General features: G+C 41.8%; 22 protein-coding genes. 7 read left to right on the plus strand and 15 right to left on the minus strand.

Features of this window, described 5'->3' with window-relative positions; translation table 11 throughout:
- Positions 1–194 precede the first annotated feature (194 nt).
- From CHJ_RS10350 to prmB, 4 genes are all read right to left on the minus strand, one after another.
- Positions 195–458 (minus strand): YfcL family protein, encoded by a 264-nt coding sequence (locus tag CHJ_RS10350; protein ID WP_171752120.1) that lies wholly within the window; start codon positions 456–458, stop codon positions 195–197.
- Positions 459–466: 8 nt separating this feature from the next.
- Positions 467–997 (minus strand): elongation factor P hydroxylase, encoded by a 531-nt coding sequence (locus CHJ_RS10355; RefSeq protein WP_171752119.1) that lies wholly within the window; start codon positions 995–997, stop codon positions 467–469.
- A 162-nt stretch (positions 998–1,159) separates the two neighbouring features.
- On the minus strand, positions 1,160–2,245 hold the full coding sequence (gene aroC / locus CHJ_RS10360) for a chorismate synthase (RefSeq protein ID WP_317918104.1): 1,086 nt from the start codon (positions 2,243–2,245) through the stop codon (positions 1,160–1,162).
- Between the two features lie 257 nt (positions 2,246–2,502).
- On the minus strand, positions 2,503–3,438 hold the full coding sequence (gene prmB, locus CHJ_RS10365) for a 50S ribosomal protein L3 N(5)-glutamine methyltransferase (protein ID WP_317917631.1): 936 nt from the start codon (positions 3,436–3,438) through the stop codon (positions 2,503–2,505).
- Between the two features lie 53 nt (positions 3,439–3,491).
- Here prmB and smrB point away from each other — a divergent pair, with 53 nt between their 5' ends.
- On the plus strand, positions 3,492–4,022 hold the full coding sequence (smrB, locus tag CHJ_RS10370) for an endonuclease SmrB (RefSeq protein ID WP_171752116.1): 531 nt from the start codon (positions 3,492–3,494) through the stop codon (positions 4,020–4,022).
- Positions 4,023–4,033: 11 nt separating this feature from the next.
- Here smrB and sixA read toward each other — a convergent pair whose 3' ends face one another.
- The gene (sixA, locus tag CHJ_RS10375) at positions 4,034–4,504 is read right to left on the minus strand and encodes a phosphohistidine phosphatase SixA (RefSeq protein ID WP_171752115.1); all 471 of its coding nucleotides are present in this window, start codon (positions 4,502–4,504) and stop codon (positions 4,034–4,036) included.
- A gap of 270 nt (positions 4,505–4,774) precedes the next feature.
- Between sixA and CHJ_RS10380 the strand changes: the two genes are divergently transcribed.
- Positions 4,775–7,552 carry an insulinase family protein gene (locus CHJ_RS10380; protein ID WP_317917632.1) on the plus strand — a complete coding sequence of 926 codons (2,778 nt, stop codon included), beginning with the start codon at positions 4,775–4,777 and terminating at the stop codon, positions 7,550–7,552.
- A 32-nt stretch (positions 7,553–7,584) separates the two neighbouring features.
- Here CHJ_RS10380 and CHJ_RS10385 read toward each other — a convergent pair whose 3' ends face one another.
- Entirely contained in the window at positions 7,585–7,860 is a 276-nt protein-coding gene (locus CHJ_RS10385; RefSeq protein ID WP_171752113.1) for a nitrogen fixation protein NifW, read from the minus strand.
- 147 nt (positions 7,861–8,007) lie between these two features.
- On the opposite strand from CHJ_RS10385, the gene CHJ_RS10390 reads away from it, so the two are divergent.
- Entirely contained in the window at positions 8,008–8,430 is a 423-nt protein-coding gene (locus CHJ_RS10390) for a universal stress protein (RefSeq protein ID WP_317917634.1), read from the plus strand.
- A 113-nt stretch (positions 8,431–8,543) separates the two neighbouring features.
- On the opposite strand, the gene fadJ is transcribed toward CHJ_RS10390, so the two are convergent.
- Entirely contained in the window at positions 8,544–10,652 is a 2,109-nt protein-coding gene (gene fadJ, locus CHJ_RS10395) for a fatty acid oxidation complex subunit alpha FadJ (protein WP_317917635.1), read from the minus strand.
- A complete protein-coding gene (gene fadI / locus CHJ_RS10400; protein WP_171752110.1) occupies positions 10,652–11,959 on the minus strand; it encodes an acetyl-CoA C-acyltransferase FadI in 1,308 nt (435 codons plus the stop codon). The genes fadJ and fadI overlap by 1 nt, the downstream gene beginning before the upstream one ends.
- Positions 11,960–12,440: 481 nt before the next feature.
- On the opposite strand from fadI, the gene CHJ_RS10405 reads away from it, so the two are divergent.
- The 4 genes from CHJ_RS10405 (at position 12,441) to CHJ_RS10420 (ending at position 16,802) form a co-directional block, all read left to right on the plus strand.
- Positions 12,441–13,004 carry a sigma-70 family RNA polymerase sigma factor gene (locus CHJ_RS10405; RefSeq protein WP_171752109.1) on the plus strand — a complete coding sequence of 188 codons (564 nt, stop codon included), beginning with the start codon at positions 12,441–12,443 and terminating at the stop codon, positions 13,002–13,004.
- The gene (locus tag CHJ_RS10410; protein WP_317917636.1) at positions 12,997–13,713 is read left to right on the plus strand and encodes a DUF3379 family protein; all 717 of its coding nucleotides are present in this window, start codon (positions 12,997–12,999) and stop codon (positions 13,711–13,713) included. The genes CHJ_RS10405 and CHJ_RS10410 overlap by 8 nt, the downstream gene beginning before the upstream one ends.
- Positions 13,714–13,963: 250 nt before the next feature.
- A complete protein-coding gene (locus CHJ_RS10415; protein WP_317917637.1) occupies positions 13,964–15,196 on the plus strand; it encodes an outer membrane protein transport protein in 1,233 nt (410 codons plus the stop codon).
- A 316-nt stretch (positions 15,197–15,512) separates the two neighbouring features.
- Positions 15,513–16,802 (plus strand): outer membrane protein transport protein, encoded by a 1,290-nt coding sequence (locus tag CHJ_RS10420; protein WP_317917638.1) that lies wholly within the window; start codon positions 15,513–15,515, stop codon positions 16,800–16,802.
- Positions 16,803–16,909: 107 nt separating this feature from the next.
- Here the strand turns inward: CHJ_RS10420 and CHJ_RS10425 are convergent, their stop codons facing one another.
- Genes CHJ_RS10425 through ccmD form a run of 7 tightly spaced genes read right to left on the minus strand, consistent with a single transcriptional unit; the run spans position 16,910 to position 22,633 of the window.
- Positions 16,910–17,683, minus strand: a complete 774-nt coding sequence (locus tag CHJ_RS10425) for a VacJ family lipoprotein (RefSeq protein WP_171752192.1) — start codon at positions 17,681–17,683, stop codon at positions 16,910–16,912.
- A gap of 60 nt (positions 17,684–17,743) precedes the next feature.
- Positions 17,744–18,958, minus strand: a complete 1,215-nt coding sequence (gene ccmI / locus CHJ_RS10430; RefSeq protein WP_171752105.1) for a c-type cytochrome biogenesis protein CcmI — start codon at positions 18,956–18,958, stop codon at positions 17,744–17,746.
- Positions 18,958–19,437: a cytochrome c-type biogenesis protein gene (locus CHJ_RS10435; protein ID WP_171752104.1), complete on the minus strand. Its 480-nt coding sequence runs from the start codon at positions 19,435–19,437 to the stop codon at positions 18,958–18,960. Before CHJ_RS10435 ends, ccmI begins: the two co-directional genes overlap by 1 nt.
- On the minus strand, positions 19,434–19,988 hold the full coding sequence (locus CHJ_RS10440; RefSeq protein WP_171752103.1) for a DsbE family thiol:disulfide interchange protein: 555 nt from the start codon (positions 19,986–19,988) through the stop codon (positions 19,434–19,436). Before CHJ_RS10440 ends, CHJ_RS10435 begins: the two co-directional genes overlap by 4 nt.
- 1 nt (position 19,989) lies before the next feature.
- The gene (locus CHJ_RS10445; protein ID WP_171752102.1) at positions 19,990–21,948 is read right to left on the minus strand and encodes a heme lyase CcmF/NrfE family subunit; all 1,959 of its coding nucleotides are present in this window, start codon (positions 21,946–21,948) and stop codon (positions 19,990–19,992) included.
- Positions 21,945–22,430 (minus strand): cytochrome c maturation protein CcmE, encoded by a 486-nt coding sequence (gene ccmE / locus CHJ_RS10450; protein WP_171752101.1) that lies wholly within the window; start codon positions 22,428–22,430, stop codon positions 21,945–21,947. Before ccmE ends, CHJ_RS10445 begins: the two co-directional genes overlap by 4 nt.
- Positions 22,427–22,633, minus strand: a complete 207-nt coding sequence (ccmD, locus tag CHJ_RS10455; RefSeq protein WP_171752100.1) for a heme exporter protein CcmD — start codon at positions 22,631–22,633, stop codon at positions 22,427–22,429. The genes ccmE and ccmD overlap by 4 nt, the downstream gene beginning before the upstream one ends.
- Between the last annotated feature and the right edge of the window lie 3 nt (positions 22,634–22,636).

Here is a 22,636-nt window from a genome sequence, read left to right on the forward strand (position 1 = left end):
GCTAACATTTTATCAAGCAAATAAATTTATTCTGTCGCTCAGATCAAATTTTTAAATGGAAGCAATGTCAAACTTTTCAATCTGTCGTTACATTCTAATTTCTTTCGGGAAAATCGAGTTATTAGAGAAAAAATAACAAGTTAGTATCATTGCTCTATATCTGGCGATAACATCAACATAATTTATTAAAAAGCTCAAATCGCTTTTTTTAGCTCATACCATAACGCCATGACAATAACGCGGTCAGCAGGAGATAACTCAGACTTTGCTTGCTCTAAGCTAGTTGCTATCTTCTCTTCCAACACAGCAATATCATCAATGTCCAATGCTTCACAGTCTGCAACCGCAAGAGATATATGCCCTCGCAAGTAGCCACCGGCAAATAACTCATCATCTGACGCTGTCGTAACTGATGCATCAATTTTTTCTAATATTTTCTCTTCATATTGTAAAATCATAGTGTTCTCTATCGTACTTCAAATTGGTCAATATCAAGCTCAGCAATACTGTAAAAATGTCGTAATGCATTACTCAACGCTAATAACCTTGGTGGCAGTCCTGATGATAATGTCGTGGCAACTTGATTATAAACTTGCTGCATAAACGCCAACCTATCTGGCTCAAAATCGCCATGCAGATTGTCACAACTAACCGTAAATGAAAAGCCCGCACTTACAGAGAGTATCCATTCATAAGCTTGAGGAAGGATTTCTACCGCTTCAAATTCTCGCTGCACCGCCTCTGTTCTCCCATCGGGTTGATACCAGTAACCATAATCTTGTTGCTCTCTTCTTTCTGCCCCCGCTACACACCAATGGGCTATTTCATGTAGCGCAGAAGCGTAATAACCGTGGGCAAATAGAATACGGTGATAACTTACTGTCTCGTCAGCTGGTAAATAGATCGGCTCATCATCACCTAGCATTAGACGAGTATTAAACTGTTCAAAAAAGGTTTGATTAAAAATGGAGATTAAATCTGAATAGTGATGTTGCATAATATATCTACAAATGTGTTGATCATTTGAAAAAGCAAACGACATCTTCGCCTAGTTACTTACTTCAAAGAGCAAGCAAGGCCAACAACTTAGCGCCACTGAAGAACAAAGAGCAAGAAAGACAAACTCTCTTCCTTGCTCTCACGTCATCAGGCTCTACTACTAAATTTTTGGGGTTTCAGTAGTAACAGAAAAGTTCTGTCCACGATGGCGAAGTAAGTGATCCATAAGGACGATGGCTAACATAGCTTCTGCAATTGGCACTGCACGAATACCTACACAAGGATCATGGCGACCCTTAGTGATGAGTTCAGTGGCCTCTCCTGCTTTTGTTATTGTCTCACCTGGAACCGTAATGCTGGACGTTGGCTTAAGAGCAATACTCGCGACAATATCTTGCCCCGTAGAAATACCCCCTAAGATGCCTCCAGCATGATTAGATTTAAAACCTGTTGGCGTTAGTGGGTCTCTATGTTCACTGCCTTTTTGCGCAACCACATCAAAGCCGTCACCAATTTCCACACCTTTAACAGCATTAATGCTCATCAATGCATGAGCGATATCAGCATCTAAGCGATCAAAGATAGGTTCGCCTAATCCAACAGGTACATTGCTTGCAACAACCTGAATTTTGGCACCAATTGAATCGCCCTGTTTTTTCAGTTCTCTAATAAGCAGGTCAAACGCATCCACTTTGTCTGCATCAGGAGAGAAAAAGGCATTGTTTTCGATCTCATCCCAATCGACTTTATCGATAGTGACGTCTCCCATCTGCGAAAGATAGGCTCTCACTTCGATACCAAACTCTTGTTGTAAGTACTTCTTAGCAATAGCGCCTGCTGCAACACGCATCGCGGTTTCTCGAGCAGAAGAACGTCCTCCGCCTCGATAGTCTCGTACCCCATACTTTTGGTGATAGGTATAATCTGCATGACCGGGACGAAACTTGTCTTTAATTTCGGAATAATCCTTTGAACGCTGATCAGTGTTCTCAATTAATAGCCCGATTGAGGTGCCAGTCGTTTTGCCTTCAAATACTCCAGATAAAATTTTCACTTCATCCGGTTCTCTTCGGGCAGTAGTATAACGAGACGTCCCTGGACGACGGCGATCCAAATCCTTTTGTAAATCAGCTTCAGTAATCTCAAGTCCTGGAGGACAACCATCCACAATACAACCTAATGCAATACCGTGACTCTCTCCGAATGTGGTTACCGTAAAGTGCTGACCAATACTATTTCCAGCCATTAAATCCTCATTATCTTGTTCGCGTTTTAAAACGTTAATCACTCACATATCATCAATTCACATTGAACTTCTGGCAACGTGCTTAGTTACATCTGCTTTATAGAAAGCGCCTTAGCACGGAGGGTGAGTAAAAAATGGTATTGCTTTCATGTTCGCTTTATCCGCGCACGATGTAAACCCTTTCTAAACAAAAAAAGACCAGAATATTTCTGATCTTTTTGAGGGTTTTATTCAGCAATGACAATTGCTGTTCCATGTTAGTCGATATAAAGACTAAAATGATCTGCACATTCAACTAGCTGCTGGCGTGTCAGCATAAATACACCATGACCGCCGTTTTCAAATTCGATCCAAGTAAACGGTATTTCAGGGTACTGTTCCATCATGTGCACCATAGAATTACCGACTTCACAAATCAAGATGCCATTTTCACTTAAATAATTAGGAGCGTTAGCCAGTATACGTCGAACTAACTTGAGTCCATCCGTTCCCGCCGCTAGACCCAGTTCTGGCTCGTGAGTGAACTCCTCTGGCAGACTAGCCATATCTTCCTGATCAACATAAGGAGGATTAGAGACGATAATATCGTAGCTATCGTCTTTGGCTAAATCTCGGAAAAGGTCAGAACGGATAGGAAATACCTGCTGTTCCATGCCGTGGCTCTGAATATTTTGTTCAGCCACTTCTAAAGCATCAGTAGAAATATCAATTGCATCGACTTCCGCGTCTGGAAAGGCGTGAGCACAAGCAATCGCTATGCATCCACTTCCGGTACATAAATCCATAATGCGATATGGCGAGTCAACTAACCAAGGTTGAAATTGAGCTTCGATTAACTCTCCTATTGGTGAACGAGGCACCAAAACGCGTTCATCTACATAAAATTCCAGCCCACAAAACCACGCTTTGTTGGTCAAATATGCCGTAGGAATTTTATCGTTAATGCGTTTAACCACTCTGGTCACAATGCGACTGCGCTCAGATGTGGTAAGGCGAGAATTTAGTACGTGTGGGGGTATATCGATAGGAAGATATATTGTCGGTAAGATCAATTGAACGGCTTCATCCCATGAATTATCCGAGCCATGTCCATAAAATAGACCCGCTGCGTTAAATCGACTTACAGTCCAACGAAGCATATCCTGAAGTGTTGATAACTCTGAAACCACTTCATCTACAAAAATCTTATCCAAAATTGTCTCCAAAAAGCGCTACAATACCCGCATCTAACAAAGAATGATTAATTATGAGCAACAAAGACCAAAACTTTGATGACGACTTTGCCTTATTTCAAGACGCAGTTAAGGGCATAAAAAAGTTGCGACAGGATACCATAATCCAAAAACCAAAAAGAGACATTAAGCAAAAAGATACTCAACGGTTTGACAGAGAAGCAAAAGATAATGAGTTTTTCTTCTCAGATGAGTTCGTTCCGCACTTAGATGCTGAGGGCCCAACTCGATATGCCAGAAGCGATGTTTCGAAATATGAGGTAAAACGACTTCGTCGTGGTGTCTATGTTCCTGACGTCTATCTCGATATGCACGGCATGACCCAACAAGAAGCCAAAGCGGAATTAGCCGCCATGTTAGCTCATTGTGTTAGAGAGAATGTGCATTGCGCGTGTGTTATGCATGGTATTGGTAAACATATATTAAAACAAAAAGTGCCCATCTGGCTGGCTCAGCATCCGGATGTTATGGCTTACCACCAAGCTCCATTAGAATTTGGTGGTAATGGCGCTCTGCTTATACTGCTTAGCATTGCCGAAAAATAATGTTTATTGTGTTAAGGGTGAATATGCCATAACAGTTCACCACACATTGTCTCTGCATCGTACTCGATACACACAAGCCCAGAAGTGGGAAACATGGGTGGTGCAATACCTGAAACAAACTCTGCGGTTAAATAGCCAACAAGAGGAAGATGAGACACCAGCAAAACCGTATCAAGGTTTTTGCTCGCGATCAGTGCAGATACATAATGAAAAACATCGGATGAGGTTCCATACGGAGTGATGTCTTGATAAGTAGAGAATCCGTCATCATGAGTGGTAAAGACACTAGAAATGGTCTGCCATGTCTGTTGAGCTCGTATGTATGGACTCACTAACACCGAGTCAAATTGATGAAATCCCTGACGTTCACACGCTCGAGCCACCGCTAGTGATTGCTCTCGCCCTCTCGTCGTCAACTCTCTTTCCGCATCGCTATTAGCAAAATGCTCTGCCTCACCATGCCGCATAATAAACACTTTCATTGTTGCTTCCCGTACAGATATTTTCTAGGTCAAATTACATCCCCGGGCGGTCTCTTGGTGTTGCCGGCATCGAGAGTGACTAGGGTATAGTAAGCAAAGCAAAATAATATAAATATATCAATTACCTTGCTCAAAAAGTCTGGCATTATATAACGATAAACATCAAAAAATGTCGTAAAAACCATGAAAGCACAATAAATTGCCCACTTAGTTTGCAGCAATCCGTATCAACGCCATACTTAACTAACACGCTCTATTTGGAGACCGCTCGTGCACTTAAGCTCAAATGATAACAATCATTATCGATACCTCAGTTTAGATAATGGTTTACGAGTTTTACTTATACAAGATAGTCAGGCTCAAAAATCCGCAGCAGCACTAGCAGTTAACGTGGGACACTTTGACGATCCGAAAGATAGAGAAGGATTAGCTCATTACCTAGAACATATGCTGTTTTTAGGAACAGACAAGTATCCAAAGGTTGGTGAATTTCAGCATTTTATCAGCCAGAACGGCGGTCACAATAACGCTTGGACAGGAACCGAACATACCTGTTACTTCTTTGATGTTATCCCTAGTGCCTTTAGCCAAGCTTTAGATCGTTTCAGTCAGTTTTTTGTATTACCGCTGTTTAATGCTGAAGCGTTAGACAAAGAGAGAGAAGCTGTCGACTCGGAGTATCGTCTAAAACTGCAAGATGATATGCGCAGGCTGTATCAGGTACATAAAGAGGTTATTAACCCTTGCCATCCATTCAGTCAGTTCTCTGTCGGTAATATTGATACACTTGCGGATCGTGAAAATAGTACCATCAGAGAAGAGATCATCGCCTTTTACCAGCAACACTACTCTGCTGACCTGATGACTTTATCGGTACTCACGCCAGATGATCTTGATTCATTAGAATCTGAAGTGCGACAGAAGTTCTCACAGATTAACAATCAACAACTGGAACACAAGGGTATAGATGTCCCTCTCGTGAGAGATCAAGACAAAAGCTTATTTGTTAAAGTTTGCCCAGTTAAAGAAGCAAGAAAACTGATCATCTCTTTCAATTTTCCAAACCTAGACCAAGAGTACAACTGCAAACCTCTCTCCTACTTTGCTCATCTCATTGGTGCGGAAGGTAAAGGGAGCTTGATGCTAACTCTAAAAGAGAAAGGATGGATAACGTCATTAGCCGCTGGTGGCGGAATAAATGGCAGTAACTTTAGAGAATTTACCGTCAACATCAACCTAACCCAGCAAGGTATGGGTTATCAAGACGATATTATCCTAGCTCTGTTCCAGTACATTGAGTTGATAAAACAGCAGGGAATCAATGAGTGGCGCTTTAAAGAGAAGCAAGCGGTACTAGAGTCCGCCTTCCGCTTTCAGGAAAAAGCCCGTCCAATGGACTTGGTCAGCCATTTGGTGATGAATTTACAGCATTACCCACAAGAAGATGTCGTGTATGGCGACTACAAAATGACAGACTATAATGAGACGTTATTAACGTCCATGCTGACCTATTTAACCGCCGACAACGCCAGAATCACATTAATCAGCAAAGAGGGCCGTTTTGATCGCACGGCCAAGTGGTACCAAACTCCTTACTCTGTCACTCCATTTACAACTGAGCAGTTAAACAACTGGAGTAATGTTGATCTTAATCCTGAGCAATCGTTGCCTGAAAAAAACCCGTTTATCTGCTATCACTTAGACCCGCAAGAGTTAGAAAGTGATGCCTCTGTCCCACAACTGATTGAAGAACTTCCCGGTTTTCGGTTATGGCATCTTCAAGAGAGAGAGTTTAGAGTACCAAAAGGCGTGGTCTATATCGCTATAGATAGCCCACATGCCGTCTCTACTCCCAGAAAAATAGTCAAGATGAGGCTCTGTGTTGAGATTTTCTTAGATAGTTTGGCCACACAAACTTATCCGGCAGAGATTGCAGGTATGGGATACAACGTTTATGCCCACCAAGGTGGGGTAACGTTATCTATCTCTGGTTTTAGTCAGAAGCAACCCGAACTGCTCAGCATGATCTTACAGCAGTTTACTAACAGAGAATTTAGCCAACACCGATTTGACACCATCAAAACACAGATGCTTCGAAACTGGCGTAATGCGGCAAAAGATCGTCCTATTTCGCAACTTTTCAATGCCATGACTGGACTTTTGCAACCAAATAACCCTCCTCATCCCGCCTTAATTGAAGCATTAGAGTCGATAGAGGTTGATGAGTTAGCGACATTTGTAGAGGCAATTATTGCTGAACTTCATATTGAAATGTTCGTCTATGGCGATTGGACCCGTCAGCAAGCAACTCAGTTGGCCACGACCCTCAAAGATGCCATGAGAGTAAAGAATCAACAGTATGAAGAGTCACTTAGACCACTGGTGATGCTTGGAAATTCAGGCACATTCCAAAGAGAGCTAGCCTGCGACCAAGATGACTCCGCTATCGTTATTTATTATCAATCACCACACTGCGATCCTAGAAGTATTGCCTTATACACCTTGGTTAATCACCTAATGTCCGCTTCATTTTTCAATGAAGTTAGAACCAAGCAACAATTAGGTTATATGGTTGGTACAGGAAATATGCCGTTAAATCGTCATCCCGGTTTAGTCTTATATGTCCAGTCACCTAAGTTTGCCCCCAACGATCTATTGCAGGCCATTGATGAGTTCCTAAACGACTTCTATTTGCTATTGCTTGAGCTAAGTGAATCTCAATGGCTAAACAGTAAGCAAGGGTTATGCAACCAAATCGCCGCGCCAGATAATAACCTAAGAGGCAGAGCACAGCGGTTTTGGGTCGCTATAGGCAATAAAGATCTAGAGTTTAATCAAAAAGAACTTGTGCTGGACGAAATAGAGAAACTAGATAAAACAGAAATGATACGCTTTGTGGTCAATGTACTTAAGCCTCGCACCGCTAACCGGTTAATTCTCCATTCAAAAGGAAACAATCATCAGCACTCTTGTTCTATCAACATTGGTAATGAGATTGGCAATATTGAAGAGTTTCAACTCAGGCCAAAAGATATAGAACTGGGTTAGTTAAACTCAAATAGCAGTAAGAAACCGTCGATTTATCGTCGTTGGCAAGATGTACAGCCTCGACATGCTGAACGAGTATGCGGGTCTAAACGGCCCCGTTGTACTTTACAATAAGCATTTTTAAGCGCACGCCTTGCTGAAAACCAATCATCTGGCTTTTCTAAAATTAGATAACCATTAAATCTTTTTACCAGTTGAGTACCATATTCTTCAATAAACTTACTATCAAACTCAATATCAAAGTAAGTTAGTGCTTGCTCAATTGAAGTAAACTTAGCAATGGTTTGCTGAATAGTTTCATCGTTCATCATCATACCACCAGTTCATTTATGGAGTGGCTCTCTTCAAACTCGCTGTATATTAACAATATTTTAATCGTTATGAGAGCTATTCTACATTTATTTCTGCTCCTCTCGTTATGATTAAGGGTGTATAAGTATTGGCGAGGTATAATTATGAATTATAAACATATTTTAGTTGCGTTAGAGCTTTCAGAAGATAGTAACCTATTGATTGATAAAGCAGTATTTTTTGCCAAACAGTTTCAAGCCGAGGTTTCGTTTATTCATATTGATGGTACTCACGGAGAGATCTACCCTGAATTAATTGATATTCAAAAAGATCATAATGAATGCCCTGTCAGCGAGCACTCCATTGAACAATTACAAAAATTTGAACGCTATGCAGACTACAAAATCAAGCACTGCTTTGTGGGTACTGGCAATCTAAGCGACAAACTTGAAAGCACCATTAATGATAGTCAGGTAGATCTGTTAATTTGTGGACACCACCACGACTTTTGGAGCAAGCTGCTCTCTTACTCAAAACACCTGATTAATAAATCCCCTGTGGATATTCTGGTTGTCCCTATCTCTTGAAGCGAGTCAATAAAGCTTTGCTAAGTTAAAAGTTAGCACGCACAAACTAAAAAAGCCGAACTCAGTTTATTATTGAGTTCGGCTTTTACTTGTTTAGCTTCTAACAGGGTGAATTAATAGAACGATTCACCATTTTCATATCGCGTTAGCAGGCCATCACAAGGGGCATATCGATCACCATGTTTCAACGCATACTCACGCATAAGTTCCACAAGGGATTCAATACCAATCTTATCCATATATTTAAACGGCCCGCCTAAGAATGGAGGGAAGCCAATACCAAAAATGGCCCCTATATCACCATCTCTCGCGCTTCTAATAATTCCTTCATCTAGACATCTAACCGCTTCATTTAACATTGGAAGAACACAGCGAAGAGCAATCTCGTCTTTTGTTAATGATGCACTAGGCTCAAGTTTTAGCAGTTTATAAACCGACTTATCGACTTCTTTTTTCTTTCCTTTGTAGCTGTAGAACCCTTTACCGCTTTTTCTTCCTTTACGGTTGTCATTCAGCAAGATATCGAATACATCTGGTCCTTGGAAACGCTCACCCAGCTCATTAACTAAAATAGGAATGATTTTCGCCCCAATATCGACACCAACTTCATCAAGTAGTGTTATCGGCCCAACCGGAAATCCAAAGTCCAACAGTGCATTATCTAATGCTTCGATGGGTTCTGAGGCCATCAATACATGGGCCGCTTCATTCATGTATGGAGCAAGAATACGGTTAACATAAAAACCGGCACTATCTTTAACCACAATAGGCGTTTTACCCTGCTTACGAGCAAAATTAACTACTGTAGCCACAGCGTCATCTGACGTTGTTTCATGTGGAATAACTTCAACCAATGGCATTTTTTCCGCAGGACTAAAGTAGTGCAAACCAACCACATTTTCAGGGCGTTGAGCATTTTCCGCTATCTTAGCAATCGGCAATGAGGAGGTATTGGTAGCAAAAATGGTTTCTGCCTTGGCATTTTGCTCAATATCTGCCACCATCTTTTGCTTCAGGTCGAGATCTTCAAAAACAGCTTCAATCACCAAATCAACATTGTTATAAGAGGTAAAATCTACGCCTCCCGAAAGCTGCATCATTTTAGCTTGTAACTGAGCTTTGCTTAAAATACGACGTTTACGCTGTTTCTCAAATAACTTGTAATTATAGTTAAGGGCATTAAGTACTCCATCGTTGGATACATCTTTAATCCTAACGGGAACCTTAGCTTTTGAGACACTAACATGGCTTATACCTGCGCCCATCAACCCACCGCCTAACACTCCGACTCGGTTGATTTTGATCGGTTCAGCATCTGAGCCATTGTCTTTTTTCATCTCAGTTGTGGCAAAAAAGATTGAACGAAGCGCTTTTGATTCATCAGTCATGACCAATTTACCAAACTCTTTAGCTTCGTTTGCTAAACCTTTCTTCAATCCTTTTTCCAGACCGAAACGAATAACCGCTAATATAGCGTCAGCGGCTGGATAGTTACCTCGGGTTTTCTGTAATGTTTTCTTGGTCGCTTGATCAAAGATCACTTTACGTCCTAACCCATTACGAGAGATCAGTTTCTCTTTACCCGCGGTTTTGATTTTTCGTTTTGGCTTAGTTACAAACTGCTTAGCGACATCCAGTAATACACTGTTAGGAACAGCAGCATCAACCATACCCAGCTTAGCCGCTTTTTTTGCTCGAACTTGCTTACCAGTAAGAATAATGTCAAGTGAGGGTAGCAAGCCAATTAGGCGAGGCAGACGTTGTGTACCACCTGAGCCAGGCAGCAAGCCTAATTGCACTTCAGGTAGACCTAAGCGTGTTTTATCGTCGTCAGAACAGACTCGATAATCACAAGCTAAAGCAAACTCAAGTCCGCCACCTAAACAGACTCCATGAATAGCCGAAACTACCGGAAATTTAACAGATGAAATTCGGTCAAAAACTTGTTGTCCTTTTTTCGCCAACTCTTCCGCTTCTTCCGCTGACTGACAAGCATCGAGCATTTTTACGTCCGCTCCAGCGATAAAGTTATCCTCTTTCGCTGAATGGATAATTAAGCCCTTGATACCTTTTTCGTTGCTTTCGAAATCAGTTAACAAGCCTTCCATCTCTTCTATTAGGTCTGCTCGAAGAACATTCATCTTTTCATCAGCAATATCAATAGAAAGCCAAGCGATGTTGTCATCATCAATTGTTAACTGTAATGATTTATTGTCACTCATTATTCAACCTCCAAAATCATTGCCGCACCTAATCCACCCGCTGCACAGGCGGTATTCAACGCAAGTCCACCACCGCGACGTTTTAACTCTCGTAGCGTCTGAACCATCATCCTCGCGCCAGTTGCTGCAAAGGGGTGACCGTAAGCAATTGAGCTACCAAGCACGTTAAATTTATCCATATCAATTTCACCAATCGCTTTTGAGCGGCCAAGTTTTTGCTGAGCAAACTTGTCACTAGCAAACATTTTTACGTTTGCTAACGTCTGAGCAGCAAATGCTTCATGCATCTCAATTAAATCTAAATCAGCTAACTCGATCCCAGCTCTGTCTAATGCCATTGGCGTAGCAAATGATGGCCCCATTAATAGATCGTACTCCACCTGTATGGCAGAAAATGCATATGAGCGAATATAACCAAGCACATCGAGTCCTAGCTCTTTAGCTCTTCCTTCTCGCATTAGAAGTATCGCGCCTGCACCATCGGTTAACGGAGTACTATTGGCTGCGGTGACGGTACCAAATTTTCGGTCAAACGCTGGACGTAGCTTGGCATAACTTTCAATAGAGGAATCATGGCGAATATTGTTGTCTTGATCGATCCACTGTTTATAGGGTTCAGGAAAAGCCGTCATCACTTCATCACGAATCTTTCCTTCTTGCCAAGCTTTAGAGGCTAAAGAGTGAGAACGATGAGCTAGCTCGTCTTGCTCCTGACGAGTAATGCCATATGATTTTGCCATCTGCTCAGCGGTTTGCCCCATTGATAAGCCGGTAGAATACTCTGCGACGGCAGGAGGAACAGGGGCAAGATCTTTAAGAGAAAGGCTTCGAGCTATTTTTATCTTTTTACTCAGTGTTTTTGCTTTGCTAAGAGCTAATAAACCTGCTGCCAGTTTCTTCGATACACCGATAGGCAGAACAGAAGAAGAATCCGCTCCCCCTGCAATACCAATATCGATTGCACCCGCCATAATGCTCTCAGCGACGTTCACTGATGCTTGAAAGCTGGTCGCACATGCACGTGTTACGCTATAAGCGTCTGTGCCGATATTCATTCCTGTTCCTAACACTATCTCACGAGCAATATTAGGAGCTGCTGGCATTTGAACCACTTGTCCATAAACCACCTGCTCGACCAATGCTGGATCGATATCCGTTCTTGATAACAGCTCACTAACCACCATTTTACCGAGATCAACCGCGGGGACTTTACCAAATTCGGTACTTTGTCTCGCAAATGGAGTTCGTAGCCCAGAAACTATCGCTATTCGTTCTCCAGAGCGTGTTTTGACGTCTTGTCTGCTCATTTCTTCTCCTTTACCTTAGAGGTCTGACCTTTCGCTATTGTAACGAAATTGTTACCAAATTCAAACGCCCGTTTAACAATTACAGCAGGAAATTCGTGATATCTAGTATAAAATTAGAAAAGAATGAAATAGTTAACGGTGAACTTTACATCGGAATGGGTATAGATATTTAAGTGAGTAATGTGTAAATTATGGAAGATTCACCAAAACTATAAGCAAAAAAAAACCACACTAAATTGTGTGGTTGGAATCTATATAAAACAATTAACTTACGCCAATTGAAAATAATCAGTTTCCTGATTAGGAGAAAGTAAAGTCAGCCTTCAAAAGGAAGTGTCATCTTGCTCAACACACTAGCCCAAAAGACTAGCTAGATGACAAGACTAACTATAACTAGATATCAATGTAAGATTTTGAAGTAGATCAATAAATGTTGATTTTACCTCTGCGAAGCACAACAAGAGGGTAAACGGAGGCACATGTGTCGATAATTAATCTTTTCGGAAAGAAAAATACCTCCAGTCCGGTCAACTCGGATATGGATAAACAAAGAAAGTACGAAGCACTAGTGCGCGCTTATCATAAAGACCTATTTCGTTACGGTTATTGGTTATGCAAGGATAAATCCATTGCAGAAGACCTTGTTCAGGAAACCTGCCTCAGGGCATGGAAGTCTTTGGATAGTCTTCAAGATGAGAAAGCAGCAAAATCTTGGCTAATCACCATTCTTAGACGAGAAAATGCTAGACGCTTCGAAAGGAAACAGCTGGAGCTGGTTGATATCGACGACTACGGTAGTGAAGCTAAAGTCAGTGATGATGCTCACCACCAGCAGAAATGGATTCAAGCGCAGATTATGAAGCTAGAAGTGGAATATAGAGAACCTCTATTTCTACAAGTGGTTGGAGGCTTTAGCGGTGAAGAGATTGGCGATATACTAGATCTCAATAAAAATACCGTTATGACTCGACTATTTAGGGCTCGTAATCAACTTAAAGAAATGATTGATTCTTCAGAAAACAACATGGGGCTGAAAAATGGATGATTTAGAATTTCGTCGCAGAATACTCTCAGAACCCAAATTCCGGGATAACGAGATTAATGACGTTATCAACCTTTCCGAAGCCAACGGCAAGTTTGCCGAAGAGATTCTGAGCTTAGACGCTCAACTCGAAAAAGCGATGAAGGTTGATGTTCCTGATGATCTCGCTGATCGCATTTTATTTAGTCAAAATGCTCAGACAGAGAGTAAAAGCTTTACTAAACAGATGTTAGCAATGGCTGCATCCGTTGCATTTGCCGCAGGCATTCTTATTGGGCAGGTAAACTGGACACCGTTGCTGGTAAGTCCGGCACACGCAAGTTTGGCAGATACGGCAATGAAACACGTGGTAGATGAGTCTCCATTTGTAAATAAACTCGATGAACAGGTAAGTTCAACGCAGATCAATGCAAAGTTGCAACCTTTTGCCTACCAATTTAGCGAAAGTTTTCCATACCACGTTTATTACCTTAATCACTGTGGATTTGGTGCTTCAAACGCTCTGCACATGGTTTTTCAAGGAGATAAAGGCCGAGTAACAATGTTTGTTACTAACATCAATTCGGGGCAACCTATTGATTTTAATGAAAATGGAATGTCTGGCGTTGTAGTACCTATTGCTAATTCCAGTATGATTTTAGTCGGTAGCGAAGGTGAAAATATTGATGCTATCGCTACTAAGCTCACCTCTATCATCTCTCCTATACTTTAGTCTATATAGCCCCTAATTATATTAGGGGCTTTGTTTATGATTTTAAACAAGCGTTTAGAGTCATAACTCTAAAACCCCTCAGTTTCACTACAATTCTTGTAAGATAGCTACCAGTTTTACCAATTTGCTGACAAATTAGCTAATGGTCGGATTTCTCATCGTTATAATAGTGACTAGGATCAGCCATAAAACTGAGCAAAAGCTCGGTTATATCGCCCAAAGAGGCGAAATTACAAAAAGGAAATTACTAATGAACAAGTCGCGTCTGTACAAAAAGTCGATTATCGCAGTCACTGTCGCTCTCGCTTCACAGCAAGCTCTTGCTGCCGGATTCCAACTTAACGCTCAATCCGCTACTGGATTAGGCCGTGCTTTTGCTGGTGATGCTGTTATCGCTGATAACGCTGCAGCAATGGCTCGTAACTCAGCTACAATGGCACTGTTTGATGAAACAGCGCTTTCTCTTGGTTTTGTCTCTATTACTTCTATGATCGAAGTAAAAGATGCGCAATATACTGGTGTTGCGGCACCTTACTCTGGACCTGCCAATGAAAGTAATGCTGGAGACACATCAGTTGCACCAAACCTTCACTTAATTGTTCCCGTCAATGATAAGTTTGCTTGGGGTATTAACGCCTACACTAATTTTGGTACCAAAACAAAGTTTGATGATGATTATATTGCTGGTGAATTTGGTGGCTCTACTGATGTTAAAAGCTTCAATATCGGACTAGCGAGCTCTTACCGTATTAATGATCAATGGAGCATAGGAGCAGGGTTAGACGCAATTTATGGTTCAGGCAAATTTAAGCGTACACTAACTTACAACAAAACTACGCTTGTTGATATAGATGCAGATGGCTGGGGATTAGGTTTTAACCTAGGAACAGTATTTGAACTCGACTCAGATAATCGTTTTGGTTTATCTTATCATTACAGCCCTGAACTAAAAACTACAGGCAAAGTAACTAATGTGGCAGGCGGAACTTCGAACGTTGACGATACTGTTTATATGCCTTTACCAAGTATGCTTGAGTTCTCGGGTTTCCATAAATTGGAAGATAGTAAATTTGCCGTACACTATAGCGTGCAATGGATTGGTTGGTCATCATTCGATAAATTAAAAGCTAAAAAGAGTGGTACTATTAGTACCTATGATTGGAAAAATGGTATGCACTACTCTCTTGGTGGCACATACTACTTAAACAATGACTGGACATTGCGTGCAGGTTATATGCACGATACCAGTGCTCAAGACGAACTAACCTCCATTTCAGTTCCTGACTCAGATAGAAACTGGTTCTCTACTGGCTTTACCTATCACATTACTGAAAAGTCCAACGTTGACTTTGGCTTTACCTACTTATTAGGGGACGATGTCAAAGTGAAACAAAGCGCAGCCATTGGTCCAGGAACATCTATTGAGGCAACAACTCACGCAGATGCTATTTTGATGGGTCTTCAGTATAGCCGTAGCTTCTAATAAACTAAGTTTATTAATTACTGTCTAAGGGCCGATTTCATCGGCCCTTTTCTATTTCTTCTTTCTCTATCCAAACCAATCGACTGTTTCAGTGAACAGTTGTAGCGTTAACAGCCTATTTCATAATACAGATGTACGCCCAATTTATCAGTGGTCAGACCATTTTATCAGAATTAAAATCTAATATATCAAAGAAATGCGGATTTATATTCCGTTTATAGCCCTATTCCTCTTTTGTTTTATTAAAGTATTTACTCTAATTTCAATTTCATTATTTTAAGCTTCTTCAATAACGATAAATTCAGCGAAATAGATAATGAAAACAAATAAGTCTTTGCTTTCTCTTGCCATTGCAGGCGGATTACTAGCAGTAAGTCAATCATCAAATGCAGCGGGTTTTCAACTTGCTGAATACTCTGCGACAGGACTAGGCCGCGCATACGCAGGTGAAGCTGCCATGGCCGATAACGCGAGCTCACAGTGGCGTAACCCGGCTCTGCTCGGTTATTTAGAAGGTACCCAGATATCATTGGGAGCCATCTATGTTGACCCAAATATCGATGTTAAGGGAAACGTTGCTTATAACGGTTCTAACTATAATGTCTCATCTAAGGATTATGCCGACGATGCAGTAATTCCAAATGCTTACCTGTCTCATCAAATTAACGATCAGTTCTTTATGGGTATAGCGCTATCATCTAATTACGGTATGAAAACCGATTTAGGTAGCAATTATGCTGCTAGCCACTTTGGCAACAAAGCAGAAGTTAAAACCATGGAAGCCAATGTAAACTTCGCCTATAAGGTTGATCCGGCAGTAACCATTGGTACAGGTGTTCGTTACATTATGGCAGAAGGGCATTTTGGTGCGACAGCACCGGCTCACGGTCACGCTGCATATGCTGGTGACACATTAAAATATATGGAAGGTGATACCACTGATTGGGGCTGGCAAGTCGGTACTGTTTGGCAAATTAATGAAGACCACCGATTAGGACTAACATATAAATCCGAAGTTAATTTAAAGCTTAAAGGAAAAGCGACTGGCGCAGGTTTTTTCGGTCCAGGTAATGCCGATGTAACCAAATCTGGCAGTTTGCCACTTACTTTACCGGCTACAGCAGAGGTAGCAAGTTTCCATCAGCTAACTGAAACTTTAGCTCTGCACGCAAGCTTTAACTGGACAGATTGGAGCAGTTTCGAAAAACTTGAGGCGAATGTTGACACCATAGGGCACTCGATGGTCAAAATCGAAAACTGGCGTGACAACTATCGTTTTGCAGTAGGCTCAACATACCAAATAGATGAGAAATGGCTAGTTCGTTCAGGTATCGCATATGATACTTCTGCAGTAAGTGATAAAAACCGCTCTGCTACCATTCCAGAGACGGATCGCACTTGGCTAAGTATTGGTGCGGGTTATAAATGGTCTGATCAACTTAACTTTGACGCTGGTTTTACCTATATTATCGCCAAAGACGCCAGCATCAATGAGCCCAGAGGTTATACTGATGATGCAGGAGCAGCAGCAATTGGTGGCACCTTCGTTGGCGAGACTTCGGGTAACGTGTTGATCTTTGGCATACAAGCTAGTTATAAATTTTAATTTATACCAAGCCCATAAATATGTTTGAGTAATAAAGCATATTTATTAAAAAAGCAGTGGCTACTAATTGCCCCTGCTTTTTTATTATCTTCAGTTAAATAGAATGGCTACTCATCTAGATAATCATCGAGGAAGTCTTCTTCCTCATCATCCACAATCGTTTCTGTCGTTATCTGGGCTTTATAATCTCTTCGCTGAAGATAGATATCACGAGCAAAGATATATGAATCAGGTGAATTCTCTAGCAACGACTCTTGTGTCGCCAATTGAGCACGCGACTCAAGTCCTTCAAACGCCCATTTGCCTAACTTACCCCAAAAAGTGAGATAACTTAGTGGCATATACATTCCATCTACCAAATTGGTTGCTTCACGTGTGGTTACAGGGCCATAAGCTGGTACGACAAAATACGGCCCATTACCCACTCCATAATGCCCCGCGACATCACTAAACACACGCTCATCCTCACGATGAAGCCCGCCATACTCGGCAACATCAATAAGACCAAGCAAGCCAAATATTGAGTTTATCCAAAAGCGGTTAAAGTGGTTAAATGCTAACTCACCATTTCCCATAAGCAGGTCATTGACCATGCTAGAAGGTTCATCTAGATTAGACAAAAAATTGCTGATACCAGTACGCACGGGGACAGGCGTATAATCGACGTACGCGAGTGATACCGGACGGACAAGATAGGGGTCAAGATATTGATAATTAAACGTCCACATAGCACGGTTAAAACCTTCAAACGGGTCACTCGGACCTTCAGTTGTATTGATATCATCATCAATATCTGCCGTGGGCGAAGCCGCACAACCAACTAGCGCAAGCGCAATGATTAAAGGAATGAAAGTTCTTAAACGAACAAAAAACATGCTAATTTGGATCCAATACATAAGAAAAAGGCTGGTTTACACCAGCCTTCATAAACCAGTCGTATATTAATACTGTTTCTCGATGGATAATGCAACTGGTTCACCCAGTTTTACCACACTACTCTGACCATACCAATCGCCGTCTTTGGTCGCGACATTACCATCGGTATCGACCCTGACCTTAACCAATATCGTTTCAAGACTGGATAAACTTTGCCCTTCCATCATGACATTTCCGTCATCTAACACAACTGTTCGAGGAAATGATCCAAGAGGAAATCGCGCTGCCGCCATTGGAATAGGTGAGCCGTTACCGTCATGAATGGATACAATTAATAGAGCATTTTCTGGTAGCCTGACGCTGTCACCTAAAGAAATAGTAATAGGGACATTCACATTCGATACTGGAGCGCCTAGCTGCTTCTCAGCATTAACAATACTGCGCTCTAACATTTTGTAACGACTATCTTCAGGACCAATCAACTTTTGCATGGTACGCCAATAGCGTATTGCTTCTTCGAACTGATTTTGTTGGAAAGCGTCAAATGCCAACAGAGAATAGACTCGCAAATCAACATAGTTATCCTGCAATAACCCCACTAAGATTGAACGAGCATGACGCTGCTCAGACTCATCTTGAGACATCATCAAAGATTGTGCATAACCTAAACGAGCATCAGGATCTTGAGGCGCTAAATCATAAGCTCTTTTCATTGCTCCGACAGCCGTTTCCGCATCGCGATTCGCTAATGCGATTCTACCCAGCAATAACCAACCAGCAGAGTCCTCAGGCTGATAATGAAGACGAGTTCTTAACGCTAAGGTTAGATCTTCCATCTCTTTTTCTGTCAACTGTTCTTCATCCGGTGACATCAGCTTTTTGGTTAACGCTGGGAGTTCAGCACTGATGCCTTGCCAGTGAGTAACTTGATCTAAACCACCAAATTTAAAATACATAGCAACACTGATGATCACAACAAGCAGAACTGAAGGAACAAAAACTTGCGTAGCAGACAGAGAAAACCCACCATCTTGTCCCTTGTTTTCCGGAATATCGTCTAATAAAGATTGCTTTAGATCGACAATCAATTCATCACTATCATTGACGATGCCTTCTGCCGCTTCCTCTTCGAGTTCGACCAATCGATCTTTATAAAACGCTTTATTTAATTCGTCACGTCTCTCTTCATCATCAAACTCACTCTTTTTAAACAGTGGTAAGGCGATAAACACCGCAGATGCGGCTAGGAGAACAATTGCAAATAGCCAAAAAGTCATCATTATTGCTTCTCTCCGTTAGCATCTTCTTTTAATAATGCTTCTAAGCGTTGTTCCTTATCTTTATCCCAATCCGCCTTCTGTGCTGCTTTAGCAGACTTTCTGCGGCTATTTACAACTATAAGGCCGAATCCAATCACAACAACAAGTAACGGCCCTAGCCACAATACAGAGGTAGCAAAGGTGAGAGGGGGATTATAAGTAACGAAGTTTCCATAGCGGTCGACCATATAGTCAACAATTTCATCCGAAGACTTGCCTTGTTTGGTCATTTCATAAACTTTAGAACGCAAATCTTTCGCTAACTCTGCATTTGAATCACTTATCGTGTTGTTTTGACATTTAGGGCAACGAAGAGTTTGGCTTAACTCCTTAAACTGTTGCTCCTGCTGGTCATTATCAAACTCATACACATCAATAGCGGCCATGGCTGAAAAAGAAAAAAGCAAACTTACAAAACAAGCAGTAAATAATGTTCTCATTTTTTCGCCTCTTCGATCATTTTCAAATACATAGGCTCTAGGGTATCAGCCCAATTTCTTGGGTTCACATCCCCGACATGGCGATACTGAATGACACCATTGGCATCAATTAAATACGTTTCTGGCGCACCGTAAACCCCAAGATCAAGTCCCAGCATGCCATCACCGTCGAATAAGCTAATCAGGTATGGATTTCCCAAGTCATTCAACCAACCAGTTGCCTTTACACGATCATCTTTGTAGTTAAGGCCAATAATCTTCACACCGCGCTCAGCCAACTCATTTAAGTATTGATGCTCTGCGTAGCAAGTTGGGCACCAAGTCGCCCAAACATTTAGCAGCAGTGGTTCACCTTTGAAAATAGCCTGATCATACAGTTTTCCGGGTTCAGCTAAATCTTCTAGCCTAAATTCAGGTACCGCTTTTCCTATCAATACAGACTCTAGCTTGGTTGGGTCCTCACCTTCCGCATTACGAGAAAGCTGAACAATAAACACCACAACCAAAGCAAGAAATAGAGCAAGTGGTACAAATAAAATCTTCTTATTCATGTTATGCCCTTACTTCCTTAACTTTTTTTCTAAATCTATATCGTTTATCACTGATCGCAATGGCACCACCTAACGCCATAAACAAACTGCCTGCCCATATCCAGCGAATAAATGGTTTATAGTAGAGTCGCACTGCCCATGCATTGCCACCTTCAAGTTGTTCACCCATTGCGATATATAAATCACGAGTGACACCAACTTCCAATGCCGCTTCAGTCATCATTGAACGAGCCGTGGTATAGAAACGTTTTTCTGCATGTAATGTATTAATATATTTACCATTTTGAGAAATCTCAAAATCGGCAATATAGCCGTCATAGTTCGGCCCATCTTTCTCTCTTAATCCTGAGAAATAGAAGTCGTAGTCTAATATCTGGAAACTCTCGCCGGGTGCTAAACGTACATCGCGCTCGATACTATAGTTTTGTACCATAGCAATACCGATAACACTGACTGCAAGACCAATATGAGCAAGCATCATTGACCAATGACTACGCTGTATTTTTCTTAGCCCAACAAAGAAGCTATGACGGTGAGTTGCCCGTTGATGCAGTTCAAACCCGTGCATGGTAATGATCCAGTACGCCATTAGCCAACCTAGGTATGCCATTCCAGAAAAACGCTCTGCAAATACAAACACACTGGCGCCAGCTAAAATAAGCGACAATACACCACTAATTAGCATCGGTTTCAGTAAAGAAGATAGAGAGTCTTTCTTCCAACGAATCAGTGGCCCGATTCCCAACAAAAAGGAAAACGGAATCATCAGCCAAGTGAACAGCATATTAAAGAAAGGAGCACCAATAGAAACTGAGCCTAAGCCAATCTGTTTGTGTACAAGTGGTAATAGAGTTCCTACCAGAACCACAACTAACGCGGCAACCAATAAGATATTGTTCGCTAACAGACCATTTTCCCGCGAGAACAGCGCAAAATTACTGCGTACTCGAACTGATGAACCTTTCACTGCAAATAACAGCAGTGAACCACCAATAACAAACAGCAGGAAGCCGAGTATAAACATACCTCTGGCGGGATCTGAAGCGAATGCATGTACCGACACCAAAATGCCTGAACGCACTAAAAATGTGCCGAGCAAGCTTAGTGAGAATGCAGAGATAGCCAGTAAAACCGTCCACGCCTTAAATGTTCCTCGTTTTTCAGTTACCGCCAATGAGTGCATTAATGCGGTACCCGCTAACCATGGCATAAAGGAAGCATTTTCTACTGGATCCCAGAACCACCAGCCACCCCAACCAAGTTCGTAATACGCCCACCAAGAGCCTAAAGCGATACCCAGAGTTAGGAACAACCATGCTGCGATTGTCCACGGTCTTGACCAGCGTGCCCATGCGGTATCAAGTCGACCTGTCATCAGAGATGCGATGGCAAAAGAGAACGCCACAGAGAATCCAACATAGCCCATATAAAGCATAGGCGGGTGTATAATCAATCCCGGATCTTGAAGAAGAGGGTTGAGGTCTCGCCCATCAATAGGAAAGAAGGGTAACGTTCTTAAAAATGGATTAGAGGTTAAAATAATAAAGAGCAAGAAGCCGACAGTAATAATACCCATAACCGCCAGCACACGAGCAATAGACTCTTGCGGCATACCTTTACTATAGGTAGCAACAGCCACTGTCCAACCCGCTTGAATCAGTACCCACAATAATAAAGAACCTTCGTGAGCCCCCCAAACGGCGGTTAAACGGTAATACCAAGGCAGAGCACTATTAGAGTTGCTCGCAACATATTTTAGAGTGAAGTCATTGGTATAAAAAGCCCATAGCAATATACAAAATGACAAGCTTAGCATCAGGAACATCCCCCAAGAGAGAGGTCTCGCTGTTCCCATTAACATAGAAGAATGTTTCGACGCCCCCACCATAGGTAAGATACTAAGTAGTAACCCTAATCCTAAAGAAATAATTAGCGCAAAATGACCAATTTCTGCAATCATTGATCACTTCCTTTTAGTTGCTCTTCACTATAACCCATAGGTTCATGAACCTTCTCCATCGCCTCAGCGACTTCAGGTGGCATATAGTCTTCATCGTGTTTCGCCAACACTTCAAACGCTTCAATTGTATTTGCCGATTTCAACACACCTTGCGCGACAATACCTTGTCCTTCACGAAAGAGATCCGGCAGAATACCGTCATACTCGATAACCACTTTAGGCCCCACATCAGCCAGCTCAAAGCTCACTTTCAAAGAGCTTGGGTCTCGAGAAACCGACCCTTCAACTACCATTCCGCCAATGCGCAAACGCTGACCAACTTCTGGTTTCGTTCCATCAGGTTTACCGTAGACAAGCTCTGTTGGCGTGAAAAAGAGATCCATATTTTGGTTTAGTGCGTATACAACCAACCCAACCGTTGCACTAACCCCAAAAAACAGAGCAAGTATAATTCCGAGTCTCTTCTGGCGTCTTGGGGTCATAATGTATTCTCCAAATTTTTTGCAGCATCAATACGAGCTTGCCTTTCCTGTTTATTCTTAATTTCGCTTTTAATTTTTTTGCCTGTTAACAGACTGTTGATCAGCAATATCAACATGGAGAGTGCCGTAACTCCAAATGCTCCCCAAACATAGGCTCCATAACCACCCATGGCGAAAAAGTCGCTTAAGCTTTCAAAATGCATAAT

This window comes from Vibrio sp. MACH09 (assembly GCF_033238805.1).
In the GTDB taxonomy this organism is placed as follows: domain Bacteria; phylum Pseudomonadota; class Gammaproteobacteria; order Enterobacterales; family Vibrionaceae; genus Vibrio.

Excerpts from the sequence above, each read along its gene's own strand:
- CHJ_RS10350 (WP_171752120.1), bottom strand. The coding sequence starts at position 458 with ATGATTTTACAATATGAAGAGAAAATATTAGAAAAAATTGATGCATCA.
- CHJ_RS10355 (WP_171752119.1), bottom strand. The coding sequence starts at position 997 with ATGCAACATCACTATTCAGATTTAATCTCCATTTTTAATCAAACCTTT.
- aroC (WP_317918104.1), bottom strand. The coding sequence starts at position 2,245 with ATGGCTGGAAATAGTATTGGTCAGCACTTTACGGTAACCACATTCGGA.
- smrB (WP_171752116.1), top strand. The coding sequence starts at position 3,492 with ATGAGCAACAAAGACCAAAACTTTGATGACGACTTTGCCTTATTTCAA.
- sixA (WP_171752115.1), bottom strand. The coding sequence starts at position 4,504 with ATGAAAGTGTTTATTATGCGGCATGGTGAGGCAGAGCATTTTGCTAAT.
- CHJ_RS10385 (WP_171752113.1), bottom strand. The coding sequence starts at position 7,860 with ATGAACGATGAAACTATTCAGCAAACCATTGCTAAGTTTACTTCAATT.
- CHJ_RS10390 (WP_317917634.1), top strand. The coding sequence starts at position 8,008 with ATGAATTATAAACATATTTTAGTTGCGTTAGAGCTTTCAGAAGATAGT.
- fadJ (WP_317917635.1), bottom strand. The coding sequence starts at position 10,652 with ATGAGTGACAATAAATCATTACAGTTAACAATTGATGATGACAACATC.
- fadI (WP_171752110.1), bottom strand. The coding sequence starts at position 11,959 with ATGAGCAGACAAGACGTCAAAACACGCTCTGGAGAACGAATAGCGATA.
- CHJ_RS10410 (WP_317917636.1), top strand. The coding sequence starts at position 12,997 with ATGGATGATTTAGAATTTCGTCGCAGAATACTCTCAGAACCCAAATTC.
- CHJ_RS10415 (WP_317917637.1), top strand. The coding sequence starts at position 13,964 with ATGAACAAGTCGCGTCTGTACAAAAAGTCGATTATCGCAGTCACTGTC.
- CHJ_RS10420 (WP_317917638.1), top strand. The coding sequence starts at position 15,513 with ATGAAAACAAATAAGTCTTTGCTTTCTCTTGCCATTGCAGGCGGATTA.
- ccmI (WP_171752105.1), bottom strand. The coding sequence starts at position 18,958 with ATGATGACTTTTTGGCTATTTGCAATTGTTCTCCTAGCCGCATCTGCG.
- CHJ_RS10435 (WP_171752104.1), bottom strand. The coding sequence starts at position 19,437 with ATGAGAACATTATTTACTGCTTGTTTTGTAAGTTTGCTTTTTTCTTTT.
- CHJ_RS10440 (WP_171752103.1), bottom strand. The coding sequence starts at position 19,988 with ATGAATAAGAAGATTTTATTTGTACCACTTGCTCTATTTCTTGCTTTG.
- CHJ_RS10445 (WP_171752102.1), bottom strand. The coding sequence starts at position 21,948 with ATGATTGCAGAAATTGGTCATTTTGCGCTAATTATTTCTTTAGGATTA.
- ccmE (WP_171752101.1), bottom strand. The coding sequence starts at position 22,430 with ATGACCCCAAGACGCCAGAAGAGACTCGGAATTATACTTGCTCTGTTT.
- ccmD (WP_171752100.1), bottom strand. The coding sequence starts at position 22,633 with ATGCATTTTGAAAGCTTAAGCGACTTTTTCGCCATGGGTGGTTATGGA.